Genomic DNA, 14,741 nt, shown 5'->3' with positions numbered 1-14,741 from the left:
TTGAGAGTTTAAAGTTCAAGGTTTAGAGATTAAGGTTACTAGTAACCAATAACTAAAATAACTAGCAACTAGCACCTAGCAACCCGAATCTCGCATCCCTTACAAAAACGGTTTCATCTCATCCTCAATCTGCGTTCTCAGCTCCATCAGGCGTTTAGCGTAAATTTCCTGCTGCTTTTCCTCCTCTGTTTCCGGGATCCATTTCGGTACAGGAAGTTTTTTTCCATTTTCGTCTACCGCCACAAAAACAATAATACAGTGGGTTTTTTTCTCAAAATTCGGCTGTTTCAGGTTTCGGGAAAAGACATTGATGGCAATATGCATGCTGGATGTTCCGGTATAGATCACCTGTGCATCTACTTTTACCACTTCACCGATTTTAATTGGATCGTAAAAACGGATTCCACCCACATACACCGTGACGGAATAATTACCACTCCAGGTTGTCGCACATGCATAACCGGCCTGGTCAATCCATTTCATAACACTTCCTCCATGTACATTTCCTCCGTAATTAACATCTGAAGGCTCCGAAATAAACTGAAAAGTAATAGGCTTGTTCTGCATCTTTATAAAATTTGAATAAAGTTATTTAATAATTTCCAAAGTTTTAGATTAAATCCTACTTTTGAAAGACGAAACTTTCAATGAAAGAGAATTTTAACCCATAACAGATTTAGAAACAGTAATGAAGAAAGTATTTTATCTCAACACCTGTGATACCTGCAGAAAAATTTTAGCCCAATTTGACCTTACAGACTGGGAACTTCGCGAAATTAAAAAAGAGCCGATTACGAAAGAAGAATTGGCGGAAATGTATAAAAAAACAAAATCATACGAAGCATTGTTCAGTAAAAAATCTACTCAGATCAAACTGAGAGGGCTGGATGTGAAGTCTTTAACCGAAAAAGATTTTAAAGAATTGCTGCTGGATCATTATACTTTCCTGAAAAGGCCTGTTTTTATTACGGATAAAGAGATTTTTGTAGGAAATGATAAGAAGAACGTTGAAGAATTGCATAAGTTCTTTGGTGTACATGAATAAATAAAACTTTAACGAGTTAATTTATCCGGCTTAATGATTTCTATTGTTAAGCCGATTATTTTTATTTTGGAGTGTATTTTAAGTTGTTGATTTTTAGTGTTTTGTTGTGATTTATGACTATATTTATGATCACCAAAAATTACATCATGAAAACAAACTTTTCAAAAACAAAGAATCTTAACAGATCAGCCTTAAAGGAAATTAATGGAGGAGGTAATATTCTTCCGGTTAACTGTAATAGATTATGTGGGGGTGCAGGCGGAGTGATTTCCAATACACCCGGAGTAGGTGATGTTTGCTCTCCCGACAGAAAAATATGCTGTATCTGTCTTTAAACAAAAAAGAGGCTGTGAGTTGTTCACAGCCTCTTCTCTTTTTGCTATTTTTTACAATTATACAAAAGGAGCTTTTACCACTTTTGCAGGAATGTTCTTGTTTCTTACCTGAATAAAGATTTCAGACCCTAATTTGAAGTGAGGTTTGTCTACATACGCAAGACCTAAACCTACTTTCTTCATTGGAGACTGTGTTCCGGAAGTTACTTTTCCAATCACATTTCCTTCAGCATCTACTACAGGATAATCGTGTCTTGGAACTCCTTTGTCTGTCAATTCGAAACCAACTAATTTTCTTCCAACTCCTTCTTCTTTCTGTTTTGCGAAAACATCTTTAGAAACGAAGTCTTTATCAAATTTAGTAATCCATCCTAAACCAGCTTCAATAGGAGAAGTAGTATCATCGATATCATTTCCGTAAAGGCAGAATCCTTTTTCTAATCTCAAAGTATCTCTGGCAGCCAATCCGCAAGGAATAATTCCTTCTTCTTTACCAGCTTCCATTACGGCATCCCAAAGTTTTTCAGCACTTCCGTTGTTGAAATAGATTTCAAAACCTCCGCTTCCTGTATATCCTGTGTTTGAAATGATCACATTATTTTCTCCTGCAGCACTTCCTACAGTGAAATGGTAGTAAGGAATTTCTGAAAGGTTTACTTCCGTAAGTTTTTGAAGAATTTCAGTAGCTTTTGGTCCCTGAACTGCCAATAAAGACATTTCATCAGAAGCATTGGTCATTTTAGCCCCGAAAGTATTGTATTTTGAAATATGATTCCAGTCTTTGTCGATGTTAGAAGCGTTTACTACTACAAAATATTTGTCATCTTCCATTTTGTAAACGATAAGGTCATCTACAATTCCTCCGTTTTCGTTAGGAAGACAAGAATACTGAGCTTTTCCGTTTTCAAGCGCATCTACATTATTCGTAGTTACAAACTGTAAAAGATCTTTTGAACCTGGTCCTTCGATGAAAAACTGTCCCATGTGGGAAACATCAAATAATCCTGCTTTTTCTCTTACGGCAAAATGTTCTTCTGTAACCCCTGAATATTGAACAGGCATTTCAAAACCTGCGAAAGGTACGATCTTCGCTCCCAAAGAAACATGTTTGTCGTACAAGGCTGTTTTCTTCATATTTAATTTTTATTTCTTATTTCTTTATTTTAAAACTGTTAAAAGCCTCATTGAATTGAGTCATATAATTTCCGTTCCAGAATTTCTGACCGCAGTTGATCGTAATCAGATACAGATCTTTATCTTTTTGGAAAGCTTTGGTAATCCAATACAGCTTTCCTTTTTCATCAAAATATTCGTAGAAATATTCTGTATATCCTTTTTTGCTTCTGCTTTCTTTTACTTTATTTTCCGGATCGGTAGATTTATTAAGATCCAGAACAAATTTTTTCATTTGCTCTTTCGGAAGTTCCAGTCCGTGGTACTCGGAAATCGTGATCGCTCCAATTTCACTTGTTGGAAAAATATTCACAATCTCACTGTCATTAGTAGACTTCCACCCTTCAGGCACATTAATAGAATAGTTGGGGCTTTCATATACTTTTGCTTTCTGCGCGAAAAATAAACTTCCCGTGAAAACGGCTACGGAAAATAAGATTTTTTTTATCATTAGAAATGGTGTTTATATTCTTCCAGAATGATTTTGAACCATTCTGTAAAATTTTCAGGAGTCTCAGCAATTTCTTTATCCAGATCTTCCGGAGTAATAAATCTTACTTCTTCCACTTCATCTTTATTCAGATTGAAATCTGCTTCGTGATTTCCTACAAATACATGATCCAGCTCGTGTTCCCAAAGACCACCACCCACATCTGCTTTGTAAATAAAATTGAATTTTTCTGAAAGTTCTGCCTCTATCCCCAATTCTTCCTTCAGTCTGCGTACTGCTCCTTCTTTATAAGTTTCCCCTTCTCTCGGGTGTGAGCATACTGCATTGGTCCATTGATTGGGAGAATGATATTTTCCTGATGCCCTTTTCTGAAGAAGCATTTCTCCTTTACTGTTGAACAGAAATACAGAAAAAGCACGGTGCAACAAGCCATTGATGTGAGCCTGCTGTTTCTCCATCAGCCCTAAAACTTCATCTTCAGGATTTACTAAAACGACAAATTCTTCCATTCCTACAAATGTAAGAGTAATAAATGTATTTTGGAAATTTTTAGATAAACATCATGCTTTTTATAATACCGTTAATGAGGAGAAGGAAGTAGTGAAGGCTTCGAAGTAAATTTACAAATTCGTTAGCTGACTTTCTTTATATTGTTAGATTTATTTGTTTAAAGATAAAAGGCTGGATGAAAAATTTTAACCATTTGTATCAAAATGATTAATAAAATATTAATATTATTCTTTAAATAATAGTTTTTGTAGTAAAATATTAACATTAATGAAGATTCATAGGTCTGATACTTGTAAAAACGCTAACTTTGTTTTTTAATATTTAGTAATGGAATTAGAATACATTGAACACATTAGTCCTATTCTAAAGGATGGAATAAAAAATTACTTAATAGATATCGACGGAACCATTACTGATGACGTTCCCAACGAAGAACCGGAAAGGATGGTTACCTGCGAACCCTATCCTGATGCACTGGAAACTATTAACAAATGGTATGATGAAGGGCACCAGATCTGCTTTTTTACTTCAAGAACCGAAAATCTAAAACAAATTACGATCGACTGGCTGGATAAGCATGGTTTCAAATACCACAGCGTGCTTTGCGGAAAACCAAGAGGAGGAAATTATCACTGGATAGACAACCACCTGGTAAGAGCTACAAGATATAAAGGCAGATTTACGGATTTGGTTGAAAAACAAGTAACCATTGAAGTATTCAAAGAAGACGGAGAATAAAAATATAATTCAAAGATTTAAAAATTAAATGTGAACATGTTCCTTTAATTTTTAAATCTTTCATTTTTTAATATACTTGATATTTTATGAAAGTTTTAGCAAACGACGGCCTGGATCAATCTGGAATAGATGCATTGACAGAAAAAGGCTTTGAAGTGATTACTACAAAAGTTCCACAGGAGTTTTTGGTAGATTATATTAATGAACATAAGATTCGAACCCTGTTGGTAAGAAGTGCTACACAGGTAAGAAAAGATATTATTGACGGATGCCCGTCCATCGACATTATTGGTAGAGGTGGAGTAGGTATGGATAATATTGATGTAGATTATGCGAGAGAAAAAGGAATTCATGTGATCAATACCCCTTCAGCTTCTTCAGAATCTGTAGCAGAACTTGTTTTCGCTCACTTATTTTCCGGAGCAAGATTTCTTCAGGATTCCAACAGAAAAATGCCTTTGGTAGGAGATACTGAATTTGGAAGCCTTAAAAAAGCATATGCTGCCGGTATTGAACTGAGAGGAAAGACCATTGGTATCGTAGGTATGGGAAGAATCGGGCAGGAAGTAGCAAGAATTGCATTAGGTCTTGGAATGAGAGTGGTAGCTGCTGATAATAATGTAGGAAAAGCAAGCATTAAAGTGAAATTTTACAACAATCAGTTTATCAATGTTGATATCGAAACCGAACCGTTACAGGAAGTGCTGAAACATTCAGACTTTATTACTTTACACGTTCCGGCTCAGAAAGATGGGTATATGATTGGCCAGAATGAGTTTGAAATGATGAAGGAAGGAGTGGCTGTTGTCAACTGTTCCAGAGGAGGAGTTATCGATGAAACCGCTTTGATTGAGGCTTTGGATTCAGGTAAAGTAAGATTTGCAGGATTAGATGTTTTCATTAATGAGCCAACACCTTCTAAGGCAATTCTTAATCACCCTAAAATTTCGCTTACTCCTCATACAGGAGCCTCTACTCTTGAAGCTCAGGACAGAATCGGGCTTTCTCTGGCAGAGCAGATTTCAAGTATCTTACAGATTCAATAATTTGAAATGATATAATATAATACAGTAAAAGCACCTCCAGGAGGTGCTTTTTATGTTTAAACTGTTATCAGATTATATATTTTTGCTTTTCAATAAATCTCTGATCTCTGTCAGTAATTTTTGATCTTCTGTAGGGCCTGCAGGAGCAGCTTCCTCTTTTTTGTTCACTTTATTAGCCAGTTTGATGATCCAGAAAAGAACCATAGCAATACAAAGGAAACTGATTACTGCTGAAAGGAAGTTTCCGTAAGCAACACCATTCCATGTCAGTTTTGCAATGTTTTCTGCACCAGCTGCTTTCAATGCCGGATTTAAGATCAGAGGAGTGATTACGTCTTCCACCAATGACGAAACAATTTTACCAAATGCTGCACCAATGATTACACCGACAGCCAGATCGAGAACATTACCCTTAAAGGCAAACTCTTTAAATTCTTTAACAAATCCCATAATTTATATTTTTTTAATTAGTATATACACAAAAATATAATTTAAAAATGTAAAAAACACTACTTTTTATAGTTTTTTATTCCCAAAATATTGAATTTTATGATGAATTTATAGAATTTGTTTTAATGAATATTTCAGCTTTTTACAGATCCTTTATTTCATTAATGAGGTCTCTTTATTTTTGTTATTGACGTGGCATCATAATGAAAAATCTTTTGTAATTTGCTTAAAAGTTAGATTTACCTATGAAAATTTTTACTGCAGAACAGATACGAAACTGGGATCAGTTTACGATTGCCCATGAGCCGGTTTCTTCTATTCAATTGATGGAAAGAGCTTCAATGGCAGTGGCGCACTGGATTTCAGAACACTGTAAAAATCATAAAAAGCTGGTGATATTTTGCGGCAACGGAAACAATGGCGGTGATGGCTTAGCAGTAGCAAGGATTCTTTATCTGAAAGGTTTTGATGTAGATGTATTTGTAGGAGATCCAAAAGGGAAATTTTCAGAAGATGCTTCGGTGAATCTGAAAAGACTTCGGGATATGTCAGGAATATCCGTAAGGAAATTTGATCAAATTGAACAGTACAATTTTGATGATAAAACAATCATTATTGATGCCCTTTTTGGAACCGGATTATCCAGACCACTGGAAGGAGAATATAAAATGCTTGTGGAGCAATTGAATGCTAAAAAGAATAATAAGATCTCTATTGATGTTCCTTCCGGGCTTTCTGCAGAGGAAATGTTCGATCATGATGCTGTTATTCTAAAAGCTGATTATACCCTGACGTTCCAATGTTGGAAAAGAACATTCCTTCATCCTGAAACCGGAAAATATACCGGAAAAATAGAAGTTTTGGATATAGATTTAAGTAACGGATATTCAGAAAAGACGGAGACGGCATATTTTGTAACAGATAATGCTCTTGTGGAATCTATTTTTAAACCCAGAAATGAATTTTCCCATAAAGGTAGTTTTGGTAAGGCTGTCATTATAGGGGGAAGCTATGGAAAAATAGGTGCTGCAGTTTTGGCTACAAAATCTGCCTTAAAAACCGGAGTTGGCTTAACCTTTACGCTGGCACCACAATGTGGATATGAAATACTTCAGACTTCATGTCCGGAAGCCATGTTTATAAAAGGAGGAGAGGAGTTTATCAGCAATTTTGAAACAGAAAAAGATTTTATCTGCGGAATAGGGCCAGGATTGGGAACTCATCCGGAAACAGAGAAAAGCTTTCTGGATTTTCTTAAAAACTATAATAAACCATTAATTCTGGACGCCGATGCTTTAAATATCATTTCAAAAGATCAAAAGAACCTGGAGTTAATACCCAAGGGATCTATTATTACACCCCATCCGAAAGAATTTGAAAGACTGTTTGGAAGTACGGGCAATTCATTTAAAAGGCTTGAGCTGGCAAGGGAAAAGGCAAAAGAACTGGATGTTTATATTGTGCTCAAGGATCATCATACCCAGGTTATTACTCCACAGGGAAAAGTGTTTTATAATATAACAGGGAATTCAGGGCTGGCAAAAGGCGGTAGCGGAGATATTCTTACCGGAATCCTGACCTCACTTTTAGCACAGGGATATTCTCAGGAAGAAACCTGTATTTTAAGCGTTTGGCTTCATGGAAGAGCGGCTGATTTTGCGGCTGAAAAGAAGTCAAAAGAAGCTATGCTTCCTACGAATGTTATTGATGAATTCGGAAATGTTTTTGAGGAACTGAATAGGAGAGTTGAAAGGAATTTGTAATAAAACAAAAGGATTAAAGAATACATGACCAAAATAACGTTGTGTTAGATTGAAAAGAAAAAGGCAAATCTGTAGTAATACAAACTAGCCTTTTTTATCTTAAAACCGGAGTTTTTCAATTTCCAGTTGTTTACTTAGCTTTTTCAATATATTCCGGTTTCTCATTCTCTTCTGGAGTGATCTTGAACTTTTTAGAAACGATCATAATAATTACTCCTGCAATCATAAAAGGAATGGAAAGAACCTGACCTGTATTCAGTCCGCCAATCTGGATGAATTCATCTCCCTGTGGTTCTTTAAGGAATTCTACAAAGAATCTGATTGCCCAAAGAATAATAAAGAAAAGACCGAATAACCATCCTTGCTGATATTTTTTATCCGTTTTTCTGTATAAGATCCATAGTAAAATGAATAATAGAACATATCCTACCGCTTCGAATAACTGGCTTGGGTAACGAGGTACGGTAAGACCATACTCGCTGCTTTGCTGTGGGAAAAGAAGAGCAAACGGAGAGTTGGGATCAGCTGGTTTACCAACAATTTCAGAATTGAAAAAGTTCCCCATTCTTACAAATGCACCTCCCAGAGCTACTACGATGCCCAATCTGTCATATACCCAGAATGGATTCTTTCTGATGATTTTAAATGAATAATAAAGCGTAGTGAAAATCAAAGCAATGGTAGCACCATGGCTTGCCAATCCGGAAAATCCTGTAAACTTAAATCCATTTTTTGTGCTGATTGGTAAAAATACACTCCAGAAATCCTCTTTGAATAATTCCGGTTGATAGAAAATAACATGTCCTAATCTTGCTCCCAAAATAGTTCCAATCAATGTCCATGTGAAAAGAGGTTCAAGATATCTCTGGTTGATATTGTCGATCTTAAAGATTCTCGTCATTAAAACATATCCGAAACCAAATGCGAATACAAACATCAAACTATAAAAGTGAAGGGTAAAAGATCCTATATGAATTCCTTTTGAAGGATCCCATATTTTAAAAGAGGTCTTAAGTTCTACTTTATCAGAATCCGTGATCGGTTTTGCGGATTTTACCGCATACTTGAATGTTGTAATATTGTCTTTGGTAACAGGATTGTCAATCAATTTAAAGTTTTTATCCAAAAACTGATAGCTTGATTCCTGAAACTTGGCTAAAGTGGAAGCTCCGTAATTGTAATAAGCAGGCTCGAAATTAGATTCATTAAGGATAACAACAAAAGACTGACTCTTATCTGATTCTCTGTCCGGAAAAGCGGTCAGGTCCCCCATTTCTGTGGTAGAATAGATTTTTACCGGAACATTTTTTCCGTTGATGTCTAAAGTTCCGTCAGATAAACCCCCAGGGTATTCCTGTGCAAAAAGAAGCTGCGTTGTAAACGCAAACAGCACAAGATAAATTCTGAAAAAAATAGTATTCATTTTCTATTGATTTAATAGTTTGATTATTGACATTTATGTTTGGGTGGAACAGGATCGTAACCACTGCCTCCCCAAGGATGACATCTTAAAATTCTTTTAAATCCCAGCCAAAACCCCTTAAAGATCCCATGAACGCGAAGTGATTCAATCATATAATGAGAACAGGTAGGTTCGTAACGACAATTTTTGGGAAGTAAGGGCGAGATAAACCATTGGTAGAATTTTATCAAAATTACCAGTGGAAATGTAATGATTTTATTGAATGTAAGTTTCAAAACAATGCAAAAATAGGGTAAAAAAATGAAAATTAGTTTAAATTTGTTATAAGTTTCGGTGATCAAAAATCCGAAACATTGATCTTAAAAAAGAATTACTTTGAACCAAAATATTCCATTAGCCGAAAAACTGAGACCCAAAACCCTGAACGATGTATTGGGGCAGGAACATCTTACCGGCGACAAAGGAACGATCAGAAAAATGATCGAAAATAATACCCTGAATTCACTTATTCTCTGGGGGCCTCCCGGAACCGGGAAAACCACACTGGCGGAAATCATTTCAGAACAGTCGGGGAGAAAGTTCTATAAGCTTTCTGCAGTTTCTTCAGGAGTGAAAGATGTAAGGGATGTGATTGATGATGCCAAGAAACAGAATCTGTTTTCAGGAAAGTCACCCATTTTATTTATTGATGAGATTCACCGGTTCAATAAATCTCAGCAGGATTCATTGCTTCATGCGGTAGAGAAAGGCTGGATTGTCTTGATTGGAGCGACTACAGAAAATCCAAGTTTTGAAGTGGTTTCCGCTCTTCTTTCAAGAAGTCAGGTTTATATTTTAAAAGCTTTGAGTTATGAAAAACTGGAAGAATTAATTGATATAGCTTCCCAAAGATTTAATAAAGATGAAGGAACCGATTTTAAAATCCTTGAGAAAGAAGCTTTCATCCAATATTCCGGTGGTGATGCCAGAAAACTGATCAATTCTGTAGAATTGGTTTTAAATCAGTATAAAAATTCCGATACCACAGAAATTATTAATTCTGATGTGTTGGAAGTTCTTCAGGAGACAATGGCGCTTTATGATAAAAATGGAGAGCAGCATTACGATATTATTTCTGCTTTTATCAAATCCATGCGTGGTGGAGATCCTAACGGAGCAGTATATTGGCTGGCAAGAATGATTGCCGGAGGAGAAGATATTAAGTTTATTGCCAGAAGAATGCTTATTCTGGCTGCTGAAGATGTAGGTTTGGCGAATCCTAACGCTTTGGTCGTTGCTAATAACTGTTTTCAGGCCATCAATGTCATCGGAAATCCTGAGGCGAGAATCATATTAAGTGAAACAGCAGTCTATCTTGCGGTTTCGCCTAAAAGTAACTCTGCTTATATGGCCATCAATGAAGCATTGGCTTTGGTGAAACAAACAGGAAATCTTCCTGTGCCGCTTCATTTGAGAAATGCTCCTACAAAACTGATGAAAGATCTGGATTACGGAAAAGAATATAAGTATGCCCATTCTTATGAAGGGAATTTTGTAGAACAGGACTTTCTCCCTGAAGAAATCAGGAATGTAAAACTGTATGAGCCTGGTAATAATTCGACAGAAAAGAAGATTTACGAAGAGCTCAAGAAAAAATGGAATAACAAATATTAAAAGGTAATTATACGCCAGTTTACACCGAAGGTGTAAATTGAAAACAACAAAGACCAACTATTAAATTAGTTAGGTCTTTTTTTATTAACAATTTTAAATTTTACAAAATGGAAACAAAGCAACAAAAAATAAAAAGATTAGTTAGTGAATTATTAATTGAACTTCAAGGAGAGCCATATTGGAAGGCACATTGGATTTTACACTTTTTGAAAAAATGGCTGATGGAAAATTCAACTGTAAATACAGGAATTAAAAAAATATGGAATGAAGAAAATTATTCTTCAGAAGGTTTTATATTTTTTTCAAATTCAGATAATGAAGATTGATTTGACGTAATTAAATCTTTCAATTTTTTGAGTTGAGGACTAGTACTTCCTGGAGTCATATATTCGAGTATTGCTAAAGTACGATTGTTAATTTCCAATTGATTTTTAAGAATATTAATTAACTGTTCTAAATCTTTTTTATCCATAAGTGATGAAATTTTGCCCTAAATATAAGTAAAAAAGGTACAATTTTTGTATTTTTGTAGGAATATTTATCGAACAAAAAGGAAGCGTTAGCTTTTATTCTGTTACCTGAAATCTGGAAAATTTCTATTAATGACACAGAATAAACAACTGACACTTACATCCTATATGGGTGTGGGTTGTCTTGTTTATGTCATTGGCAATCCAGAGCCTCAGGTAATAAATGAAGACTACAAACCCACGCCTTCTTTTATTACTATCAAATATTTCTACTTTGGGTTTGAGTGGATTAGCAAATTCACTTATGAAAAAATTATTACTTACAGTTGGCTTAGTTTTACCAACATTATTTTTGCACAAGAAACAGAAAAATGTGATCTACCAAAAAGTTATCAGGAACCAAAACCTGATAAGAAAATTCAATCATGGTTAAAACGTGGTGACGCTACAATTGAAGATCTGAGAAAACACATTGCAGTTGAAAATGATTGTGATGAAAAAGATGTTATATTTCTTAGAATTTCTGAACAAAAAGGAAACGGAATGTATTCTGTTTGCGTTGCAGGTAAGCCCATGAAGTATAAACGAATGGGGACAGTTTTTATGGGAGCTAATCAAAATCCTTTTGATACTGCAAAATAAGATAGTATGAAAAAGCTATTGACAGTTTTTTTATTAATGCTATCAGTTGTTTCTTTTGGACAAATTTTAAAACTTAGAACAACTTATTACACATATAGAGTCAATCAAAATAGTGTGTGGTCGGATTGGGAAAGTTGGAAGAAAGCTTCAGTCTTGATTAGTGTTAATATTTCAGATCAAAGAATAGTTGTTGACTCTAATACAACCCAGACTTATGATATTCTTGATGGAATTTATAAAGATGGAATTGGTAAATACTACTGTATGGATGCAAATGGTAGAAGATGTATAATAGAAATAGTAAACGAGAATCGTAAGCTATATGTAAGATACAATGATTGGGAACACGTTTATGAATTTTTTGTAATTAAATAGCCTATGTTTAACACCAACATAAAATCAGTATTTGAATTAACTCAAACCTTTTCAACAGAACAGGATTGCATTGACTATTTGGAAATGTTGAAATGGAACAAACTTCCTATAAGTCCTTTTGATGAAACTTCAAAAGTATATAAGTGTAAGAATAATCAATATAGATGTAAGAATACAGGCAAATATTTTAATGTTAAGACGGGAACAATGTTTGAAAATTCTAAAGTTAGTCTTCGTAAATGGTTTATGGCTATTTGGCTTGTTACGTCCCACAAAAAAGGGATTAGTTCTATACAGTTAGGAAAAGATATTGGAGTGAGACAAGCAACAGCATGGTTCATGTTACAAAGAATTAGAGCATGTTTTGGTATTGAGAATAATAATGAGCTTGAAGGTATTGTAGAATGTGATGAAACTTTTATTGGTGGTAAGAACAAGAACCGTCATAAAGACAAGAAGGTTCCACACTCACAAGGGCGAAGTTTTAAAGACAAAGTTCCTGTAATGGGTATGTTACAAAGAGATGGTAAAATGAATGCTTTTGTTGTAACTGATACAAAAAGAAAAAGCATTCAACCTTTGATTTGCAGATATGTAAATCCTGAAAAAACAATATTAATAAGTGATGAATGGTGGGCTTATAAAGGCTTAGATAAATATTATACTCATAATGTAATCGACCATTCTAAAAAAGAGTATGTAAGTTTGCAGGACAATAATATACACACAAACAACATAGAAGGAAGTTGGAACATATTGAAAAGAAGTGTTTCAGGAATGTATAATCACGTTTCAAAAAAGCATCTTCAAAAATATGTTGATGAATTTGTGTATAGATTTAACCTGAGAAAGGTCACAGACCAAGAAAAATTCAGATATTTGTTGTCAAATTCAAATGTCCGAACTAAGTATAAAGAATTATGTCATTAGGTGAAGCACTTAAAGAAAAAAATGTGAGATACATTACAAAAGATGGTGTAGATTATTTTTATGTTGAAGATATAAAGAAAAATTATGAATACTTTGCATTCGATGGAACTGAAATAATTTACATAGACGATATTCCTTTAGTTGATGGCAAACATGTGCTTAAATTAGTGGAATTCGATTTGAATATGAAAAAGGTTTTGAATTTTAAACCTAAAAAGAAAGATAAAGAATCTTAATTTAAAAATCAAGGTTTTTGGTAATATAAAAGAATGGTTCTATATTTGTATTTAATTGTAAATATGAAATATAAGGATAAAAAAGTCCTTGAATGGACTATAATAGATGGAATAAAATACCCTAAAAAAGTAGTGTATTTGGTTGATAAATTACCTAATAGAGATAAAGGTAATGGTAAAATGATAGATACTGTTTTTCAAAATAAAGCAAATGTACGATTGGACAGAAAAAGGTAACTATGTATTTGAATTTTTCACAGATAACCATGATGTTTATTATCTCTACCTAAAACCAAAAGAAGATCATTTTGCTGATTTTTGCTCGGAATGTAAAGATATTTATGAGGTAGATTTAAAATGTGTTTCTGGAAAACCTACACCTGACGAAAGAGTCAAAGAAACTGTCATTGCTATTTTAAAACAAGTTTTAACTGAACGATGCCAGAGCTTAGTGTTTTTTGTGATAACGAAGGAGGAAAAGCGGAATGTAGGGAAATACTTTTTAATAGATGGTATGAAGCAGAAGATGAGGCTGACGAGAAAGTACAAAGATTTGTAAGGAGTCATTGTGAAGATTTTGAAGGAAGTGATTGTTTTAACATGTATTTTATAGCAGATAAGGATTGTTATAATTTTAAGGACAATGTTGATGATTTCTTTTCATGTGACCATATAGAACAAGAGGACTAATTAATTTTAGTCCTCTTTTATTTTTAAAAAGCTAGTGTAAACTAGCGTATAATTACCTATTAAAATAAAAAAGGATGCTGAAAAACGGCATCCTTTTTATATTAAATCTGTTTATTTTTTATAACCTATACTATTTCAGCTATTATAAAGTGAAAAAAGGGTATAGCTATTTTAAAACCATTAAGAATTTTGAAGAATTAAAGTTATAGTTAAGATCAATCATTCTGATTTTAAGTTAAAGCGAAGCATATCTTAATAATCTTAACGTCTTAATGCAATCTTAATGGTTCAAAAAAAATTATTGTTCAAGTTTTATTCGGTAGTGTATATAAACAATGTTTTCTTACCGTTGTAATCTTTTGTTTCTGCTCTTTTCGTGATTTCAGGATAGATCATTGTGCTCGTGTCTGTAAATTCATATCCTTCAATAAATACTGGGTTATCTGCCGGAAGATTATATTGCGCATTCATATTGGATAGTGCCATTCTGTCAAATACATTTTCTCCGTTCTTGAATTTGTATTCAGTTACCCCTTTTGTAAAAACTGAGCTGTATTTTTTTAGGCTTTGGGGAAGATTTGCCGAAGAATTGTATACTTTCGAAACCTGTAATACGTTTTTCTTTGCATTGAATAATTCTACTGTTCCAATAGCATTATCAGCAACTGCAAACTTTACAGCAGGATTTTTTTGCTGTGCAAATAAAGTAGCAGAAGATAGTATTAAAAAAGAATAGAGTAATTTTTTCATAATCAGAATATGTAACTGTTAAAAACGTGATAAATATAGTTATTTTTTATAAAATGTGAAT

At 34.0% G+C, this 14,741-nt stretch carries 21 protein-coding genes; 13 read left to right on the top strand and 8 right to left on the bottom strand.

Annotated elements, in window-relative coordinates; translation table 11 throughout:
- Window positions 1-99: 99 nt before the first annotated feature.
- Window positions 100-567, bottom strand: a complete 468-nt coding sequence (locus BOQ62_RS02675) for an acyl-CoA thioesterase (protein ID WP_047432118.1) — start codon at window positions 565-567, stop codon at window positions 100-102.
- 121 nt (window positions 568-688) lie between these two features.
- Between BOQ62_RS02675 and BOQ62_RS02670 the strand changes: the two genes are divergently transcribed.
- On the top strand, window positions 689-1,045 hold the full coding sequence (locus BOQ62_RS02670; RefSeq protein ID WP_129036894.1) for an arsenate reductase family protein: 357 nt from the start codon (window positions 689-691) through the stop codon (window positions 1,043-1,045).
- Between the two features lie 146 nt (window positions 1,046-1,191).
- On the top strand, window positions 1,192-1,380 hold the full coding sequence (locus BOQ62_RS02665; protein WP_129036892.1) for a hypothetical protein: 189 nt from the start codon (window positions 1,192-1,194) through the stop codon (window positions 1,378-1,380).
- A 57-nt stretch (window positions 1,381-1,437) separates the two neighbouring features.
- Here the strand turns inward: BOQ62_RS02665 and gcvT are convergent, their stop codons facing one another.
- The 3 genes from gcvT to idi are packed head-to-tail and all read right to left on the bottom strand — an operon-like array spanning window position 1,438 to window position 3,513.
- Window positions 1,438-2,514, bottom strand: coding sequence for a glycine cleavage system aminomethyltransferase GcvT (gene gcvT, locus BOQ62_RS02660; protein WP_129036890.1), 1,077 nt, complete (start codon window positions 2,512-2,514; stop codon window positions 1,438-1,440).
- A gap of 16 nt (window positions 2,515-2,530) precedes the next feature.
- Complete coding sequence (locus BOQ62_RS02655) at window positions 2,531-3,004, bottom strand: hypothetical protein (protein ID WP_129036888.1); 474 nt, start codon at window positions 3,002-3,004, stop codon at window positions 2,531-2,533.
- Window positions 3,004-3,513, bottom strand: coding sequence for an isopentenyl-diphosphate Delta-isomerase (gene idi / locus BOQ62_RS02650; RefSeq protein WP_129036887.1), 510 nt, complete (start codon window positions 3,511-3,513; stop codon window positions 3,004-3,006). The genes BOQ62_RS02655 and idi overlap by 1 nt, the downstream gene beginning before the upstream one ends.
- 328 nt (window positions 3,514-3,841) lie before the next feature.
- On the opposite strand from idi, the gene BOQ62_RS02645 reads away from it, so the two are divergent.
- On the top strand, window positions 3,842-4,252 hold the full coding sequence (locus BOQ62_RS02645; protein ID WP_089695560.1) for a phosphoheptose isomerase: 411 nt from the start codon (window positions 3,842-3,844) through the stop codon (window positions 4,250-4,252).
- 86 nt (window positions 4,253-4,338) lie between these two features.
- Window positions 4,339-5,298, top strand: a complete 960-nt coding sequence (locus BOQ62_RS02640) for a D-2-hydroxyacid dehydrogenase (protein WP_129036885.1) — start codon at window positions 4,339-4,341, stop codon at window positions 5,296-5,298.
- A gap of 72 nt (window positions 5,299-5,370) precedes the next feature.
- Here BOQ62_RS02640 and mscL read toward each other — a convergent pair whose 3' ends face one another.
- Entirely contained in the window at window positions 5,371-5,748 is a 378-nt protein-coding gene (mscL, locus tag BOQ62_RS02635) for a large conductance mechanosensitive channel protein MscL (protein WP_129036883.1), read from the bottom strand.
- A 245-nt stretch (window positions 5,749-5,993) separates the two neighbouring features.
- Between mscL and BOQ62_RS02630 the strand changes: the two genes are divergently transcribed.
- Window positions 5,994-7,511 carry an NAD(P)H-hydrate dehydratase gene (locus BOQ62_RS02630; protein ID WP_129036882.1) on the top strand — a complete coding sequence of 506 codons (1,518 nt, stop codon included), beginning with the start codon at window positions 5,994-5,996 and terminating at the stop codon, window positions 7,509-7,511.
- A gap of 130 nt (window positions 7,512-7,641) precedes the next feature.
- Here BOQ62_RS02630 and lgt read toward each other — a convergent pair whose 3' ends face one another.
- Window positions 7,642-8,508, bottom strand: coding sequence for a prolipoprotein diacylglyceryl transferase (lgt, locus tag BOQ62_RS02625; protein WP_129037084.1), 867 nt, complete (start codon window positions 8,506-8,508; stop codon window positions 7,642-7,644).
- A 449-nt stretch (window positions 8,509-8,957) separates the two neighbouring features.
- On the bottom strand, window positions 8,958-9,209 hold the full coding sequence (yidD, locus tag BOQ62_RS02620; protein ID WP_047423501.1) for a membrane protein insertion efficiency factor YidD: 252 nt from the start codon (window positions 9,207-9,209) through the stop codon (window positions 8,958-8,960).
- A gap of 100 nt (window positions 9,210-9,309) precedes the next feature.
- Here yidD and BOQ62_RS02615 point away from each other — a divergent pair, with 100 nt between their 5' ends.
- The 8 genes from BOQ62_RS02615 to BOQ62_RS02585 all read left to right on the top strand — a co-directional run bounded on the left by BOQ62_RS02615 (window position 9,310) and on the right by BOQ62_RS02585 (window position 13,799).
- The gene (locus BOQ62_RS02615) at window positions 9,310-10,587 is read left to right on the top strand and encodes a replication-associated recombination protein A (protein WP_129036880.1); all 1,278 of its coding nucleotides are present in this window, start codon (window positions 9,310-9,312) and stop codon (window positions 10,585-10,587) included.
- Between the two features lie 107 nt (window positions 10,588-10,694).
- A complete protein-coding gene (locus BOQ62_RS02610) occupies window positions 10,695-10,913 on the top strand; it encodes a hypothetical protein (protein ID WP_129036878.1) in 219 nt (72 codons plus the stop codon).
- A 276-nt stretch (window positions 10,914-11,189) separates the two neighbouring features.
- Window positions 11,190-11,699: a hypothetical protein gene (locus BOQ62_RS02605; protein WP_129036876.1), complete on the top strand. Its 510-nt coding sequence runs from the start codon at window positions 11,190-11,192 to the stop codon at window positions 11,697-11,699.
- 6 nt (window positions 11,700-11,705) lie between these two features.
- Window positions 11,706-12,074 (top strand): hypothetical protein, encoded by a 369-nt coding sequence (locus BOQ62_RS02600; protein ID WP_129036874.1) that lies wholly within the window; start codon window positions 11,706-11,708, stop codon window positions 12,072-12,074.
- 3 nt (window positions 12,075-12,077) lie between these two features.
- Complete coding sequence (locus BOQ62_RS02595; RefSeq protein ID WP_129036872.1) at window positions 12,078-13,004, top strand: IS1595 family transposase; 927 nt, start codon at window positions 12,078-12,080, stop codon at window positions 13,002-13,004.
- Entirely contained in the window at window positions 12,995-13,240 is a 246-nt protein-coding gene (locus BOQ62_RS02590; RefSeq protein WP_076505898.1) for a hypothetical protein, read from the top strand. The genes BOQ62_RS02595 and BOQ62_RS02590 overlap by 10 nt, the downstream gene beginning before the upstream one ends.
- 63 nt (window positions 13,241-13,303) lie before the next feature.
- Window positions 13,304-13,477, top strand: a complete 174-nt coding sequence (locus tag BOQ62_RS22325) for a hypothetical protein (protein WP_162149621.1) — start codon at window positions 13,304-13,306, stop codon at window positions 13,475-13,477.
- Window positions 13,452-13,799: a hypothetical protein gene (locus BOQ62_RS02585; protein ID WP_129036870.1), complete on the top strand. Its 348-nt coding sequence runs from the start codon at window positions 13,452-13,454 to the stop codon at window positions 13,797-13,799. The genes BOQ62_RS22325 and BOQ62_RS02585 overlap by 26 nt, the downstream gene beginning before the upstream one ends.
- Before the next feature lie 443 nt (window positions 13,800-14,242).
- Here BOQ62_RS02585 and BOQ62_RS02580 read toward each other — a convergent pair whose 3' ends face one another.
- Window positions 14,243-14,680: a hypothetical protein gene (locus BOQ62_RS02580; RefSeq protein ID WP_129036868.1), complete on the bottom strand. Its 438-nt coding sequence runs from the start codon at window positions 14,678-14,680 to the stop codon at window positions 14,243-14,245.
- Between the last annotated feature and the right edge of the window lie 61 nt (window positions 14,681-14,741).

The organism is Chryseobacterium sp. CH21, from assembly GCF_004119445.1.
In the GTDB taxonomy this organism is placed as follows: Bacteria; Bacteroidota; Bacteroidia; order Flavobacteriales; family Weeksellaceae; genus Chryseobacterium.
This window is presented reverse-complemented; position numbering and strand designations above follow the sequence as displayed.

Coding starts and splice junctions, on each gene's coding strand:
- BOQ62_RS02665 (WP_129036892.1), top strand. CDS start 1,192: ATGAAAACAAACTTTTCAAAAACAAAGAATCTTAACAGATCAGCCTTA.
- BOQ62_RS02630 (WP_129036882.1), top strand. CDS start 5,994: ATGAAAATTTTTACTGCAGAACAGATACGAAACTGGGATCAGTTTACG.
- mscL (WP_129036883.1), bottom strand. CDS start 5,748: ATGGGATTTGTTAAAGAATTTAAAGAGTTTGCCTTTAAGGGTAATGTT.
- BOQ62_RS02670 (WP_129036894.1), top strand. CDS start 689: ATGAAGAAAGTATTTTATCTCAACACCTGTGATACCTGCAGAAAAATT.
- BOQ62_RS02580 (WP_129036868.1), bottom strand. CDS start 14,680: ATGAAAAAATTACTCTATTCTTTTTTAATACTATCTTCTGCTACTTTA.
- BOQ62_RS02640 (WP_129036885.1), top strand. CDS start 4,339: ATGAAAGTTTTAGCAAACGACGGCCTGGATCAATCTGGAATAGATGCA.
- idi (WP_129036887.1), bottom strand. CDS start 3,513: ATGGAAGAATTTGTCGTTTTAGTAAATCCTGAAGATGAAGTTTTAGGG.
- BOQ62_RS22325 (WP_162149621.1), top strand. CDS start 13,304: ATGAAATATAAGGATAAAAAAGTCCTTGAATGGACTATAATAGATGGA.
- BOQ62_RS02595 (WP_129036872.1), top strand. CDS start 12,078: ATGTTTAACACCAACATAAAATCAGTATTTGAATTAACTCAAACCTTT.
- gcvT (WP_129036890.1), bottom strand. CDS start 2,514: ATGAAGAAAACAGCCTTGTACGACAAACATGTTTCTTTGGGAGCGAAG.
- BOQ62_RS02645 (WP_089695560.1), top strand. CDS start 3,842: ATGGAATTAGAATACATTGAACACATTAGTCCTATTCTAAAGGATGGA.
- BOQ62_RS02605 (WP_129036876.1), top strand. CDS start 11,190: ATGACACAGAATAAACAACTGACACTTACATCCTATATGGGTGTGGGT.
- BOQ62_RS02675 (WP_047432118.1), bottom strand. CDS start 567: ATGCAGAACAAGCCTATTACTTTTCAGTTTATTTCGGAGCCTTCAGAT.
- BOQ62_RS02610 (WP_129036878.1), top strand. CDS start 10,695: ATGGAAACAAAGCAACAAAAAATAAAAAGATTAGTTAGTGAATTATTA.
- BOQ62_RS02590 (WP_076505898.1), top strand. CDS start 12,995: ATGTCATTAGGTGAAGCACTTAAAGAAAAAAATGTGAGATACATTACA.
- BOQ62_RS02655 (WP_129036888.1), bottom strand. CDS start 3,004: ATGATAAAAAAAATCTTATTTTCCGTAGCCGTTTTCACGGGAAGTTTA.
- BOQ62_RS02600 (WP_129036874.1), top strand. CDS start 11,706: ATGAAAAAGCTATTGACAGTTTTTTTATTAATGCTATCAGTTGTTTCT.
- BOQ62_RS02585 (WP_129036870.1), top strand. CDS start 13,452: ATGTACGATTGGACAGAAAAAGGTAACTATGTATTTGAATTTTTCACA.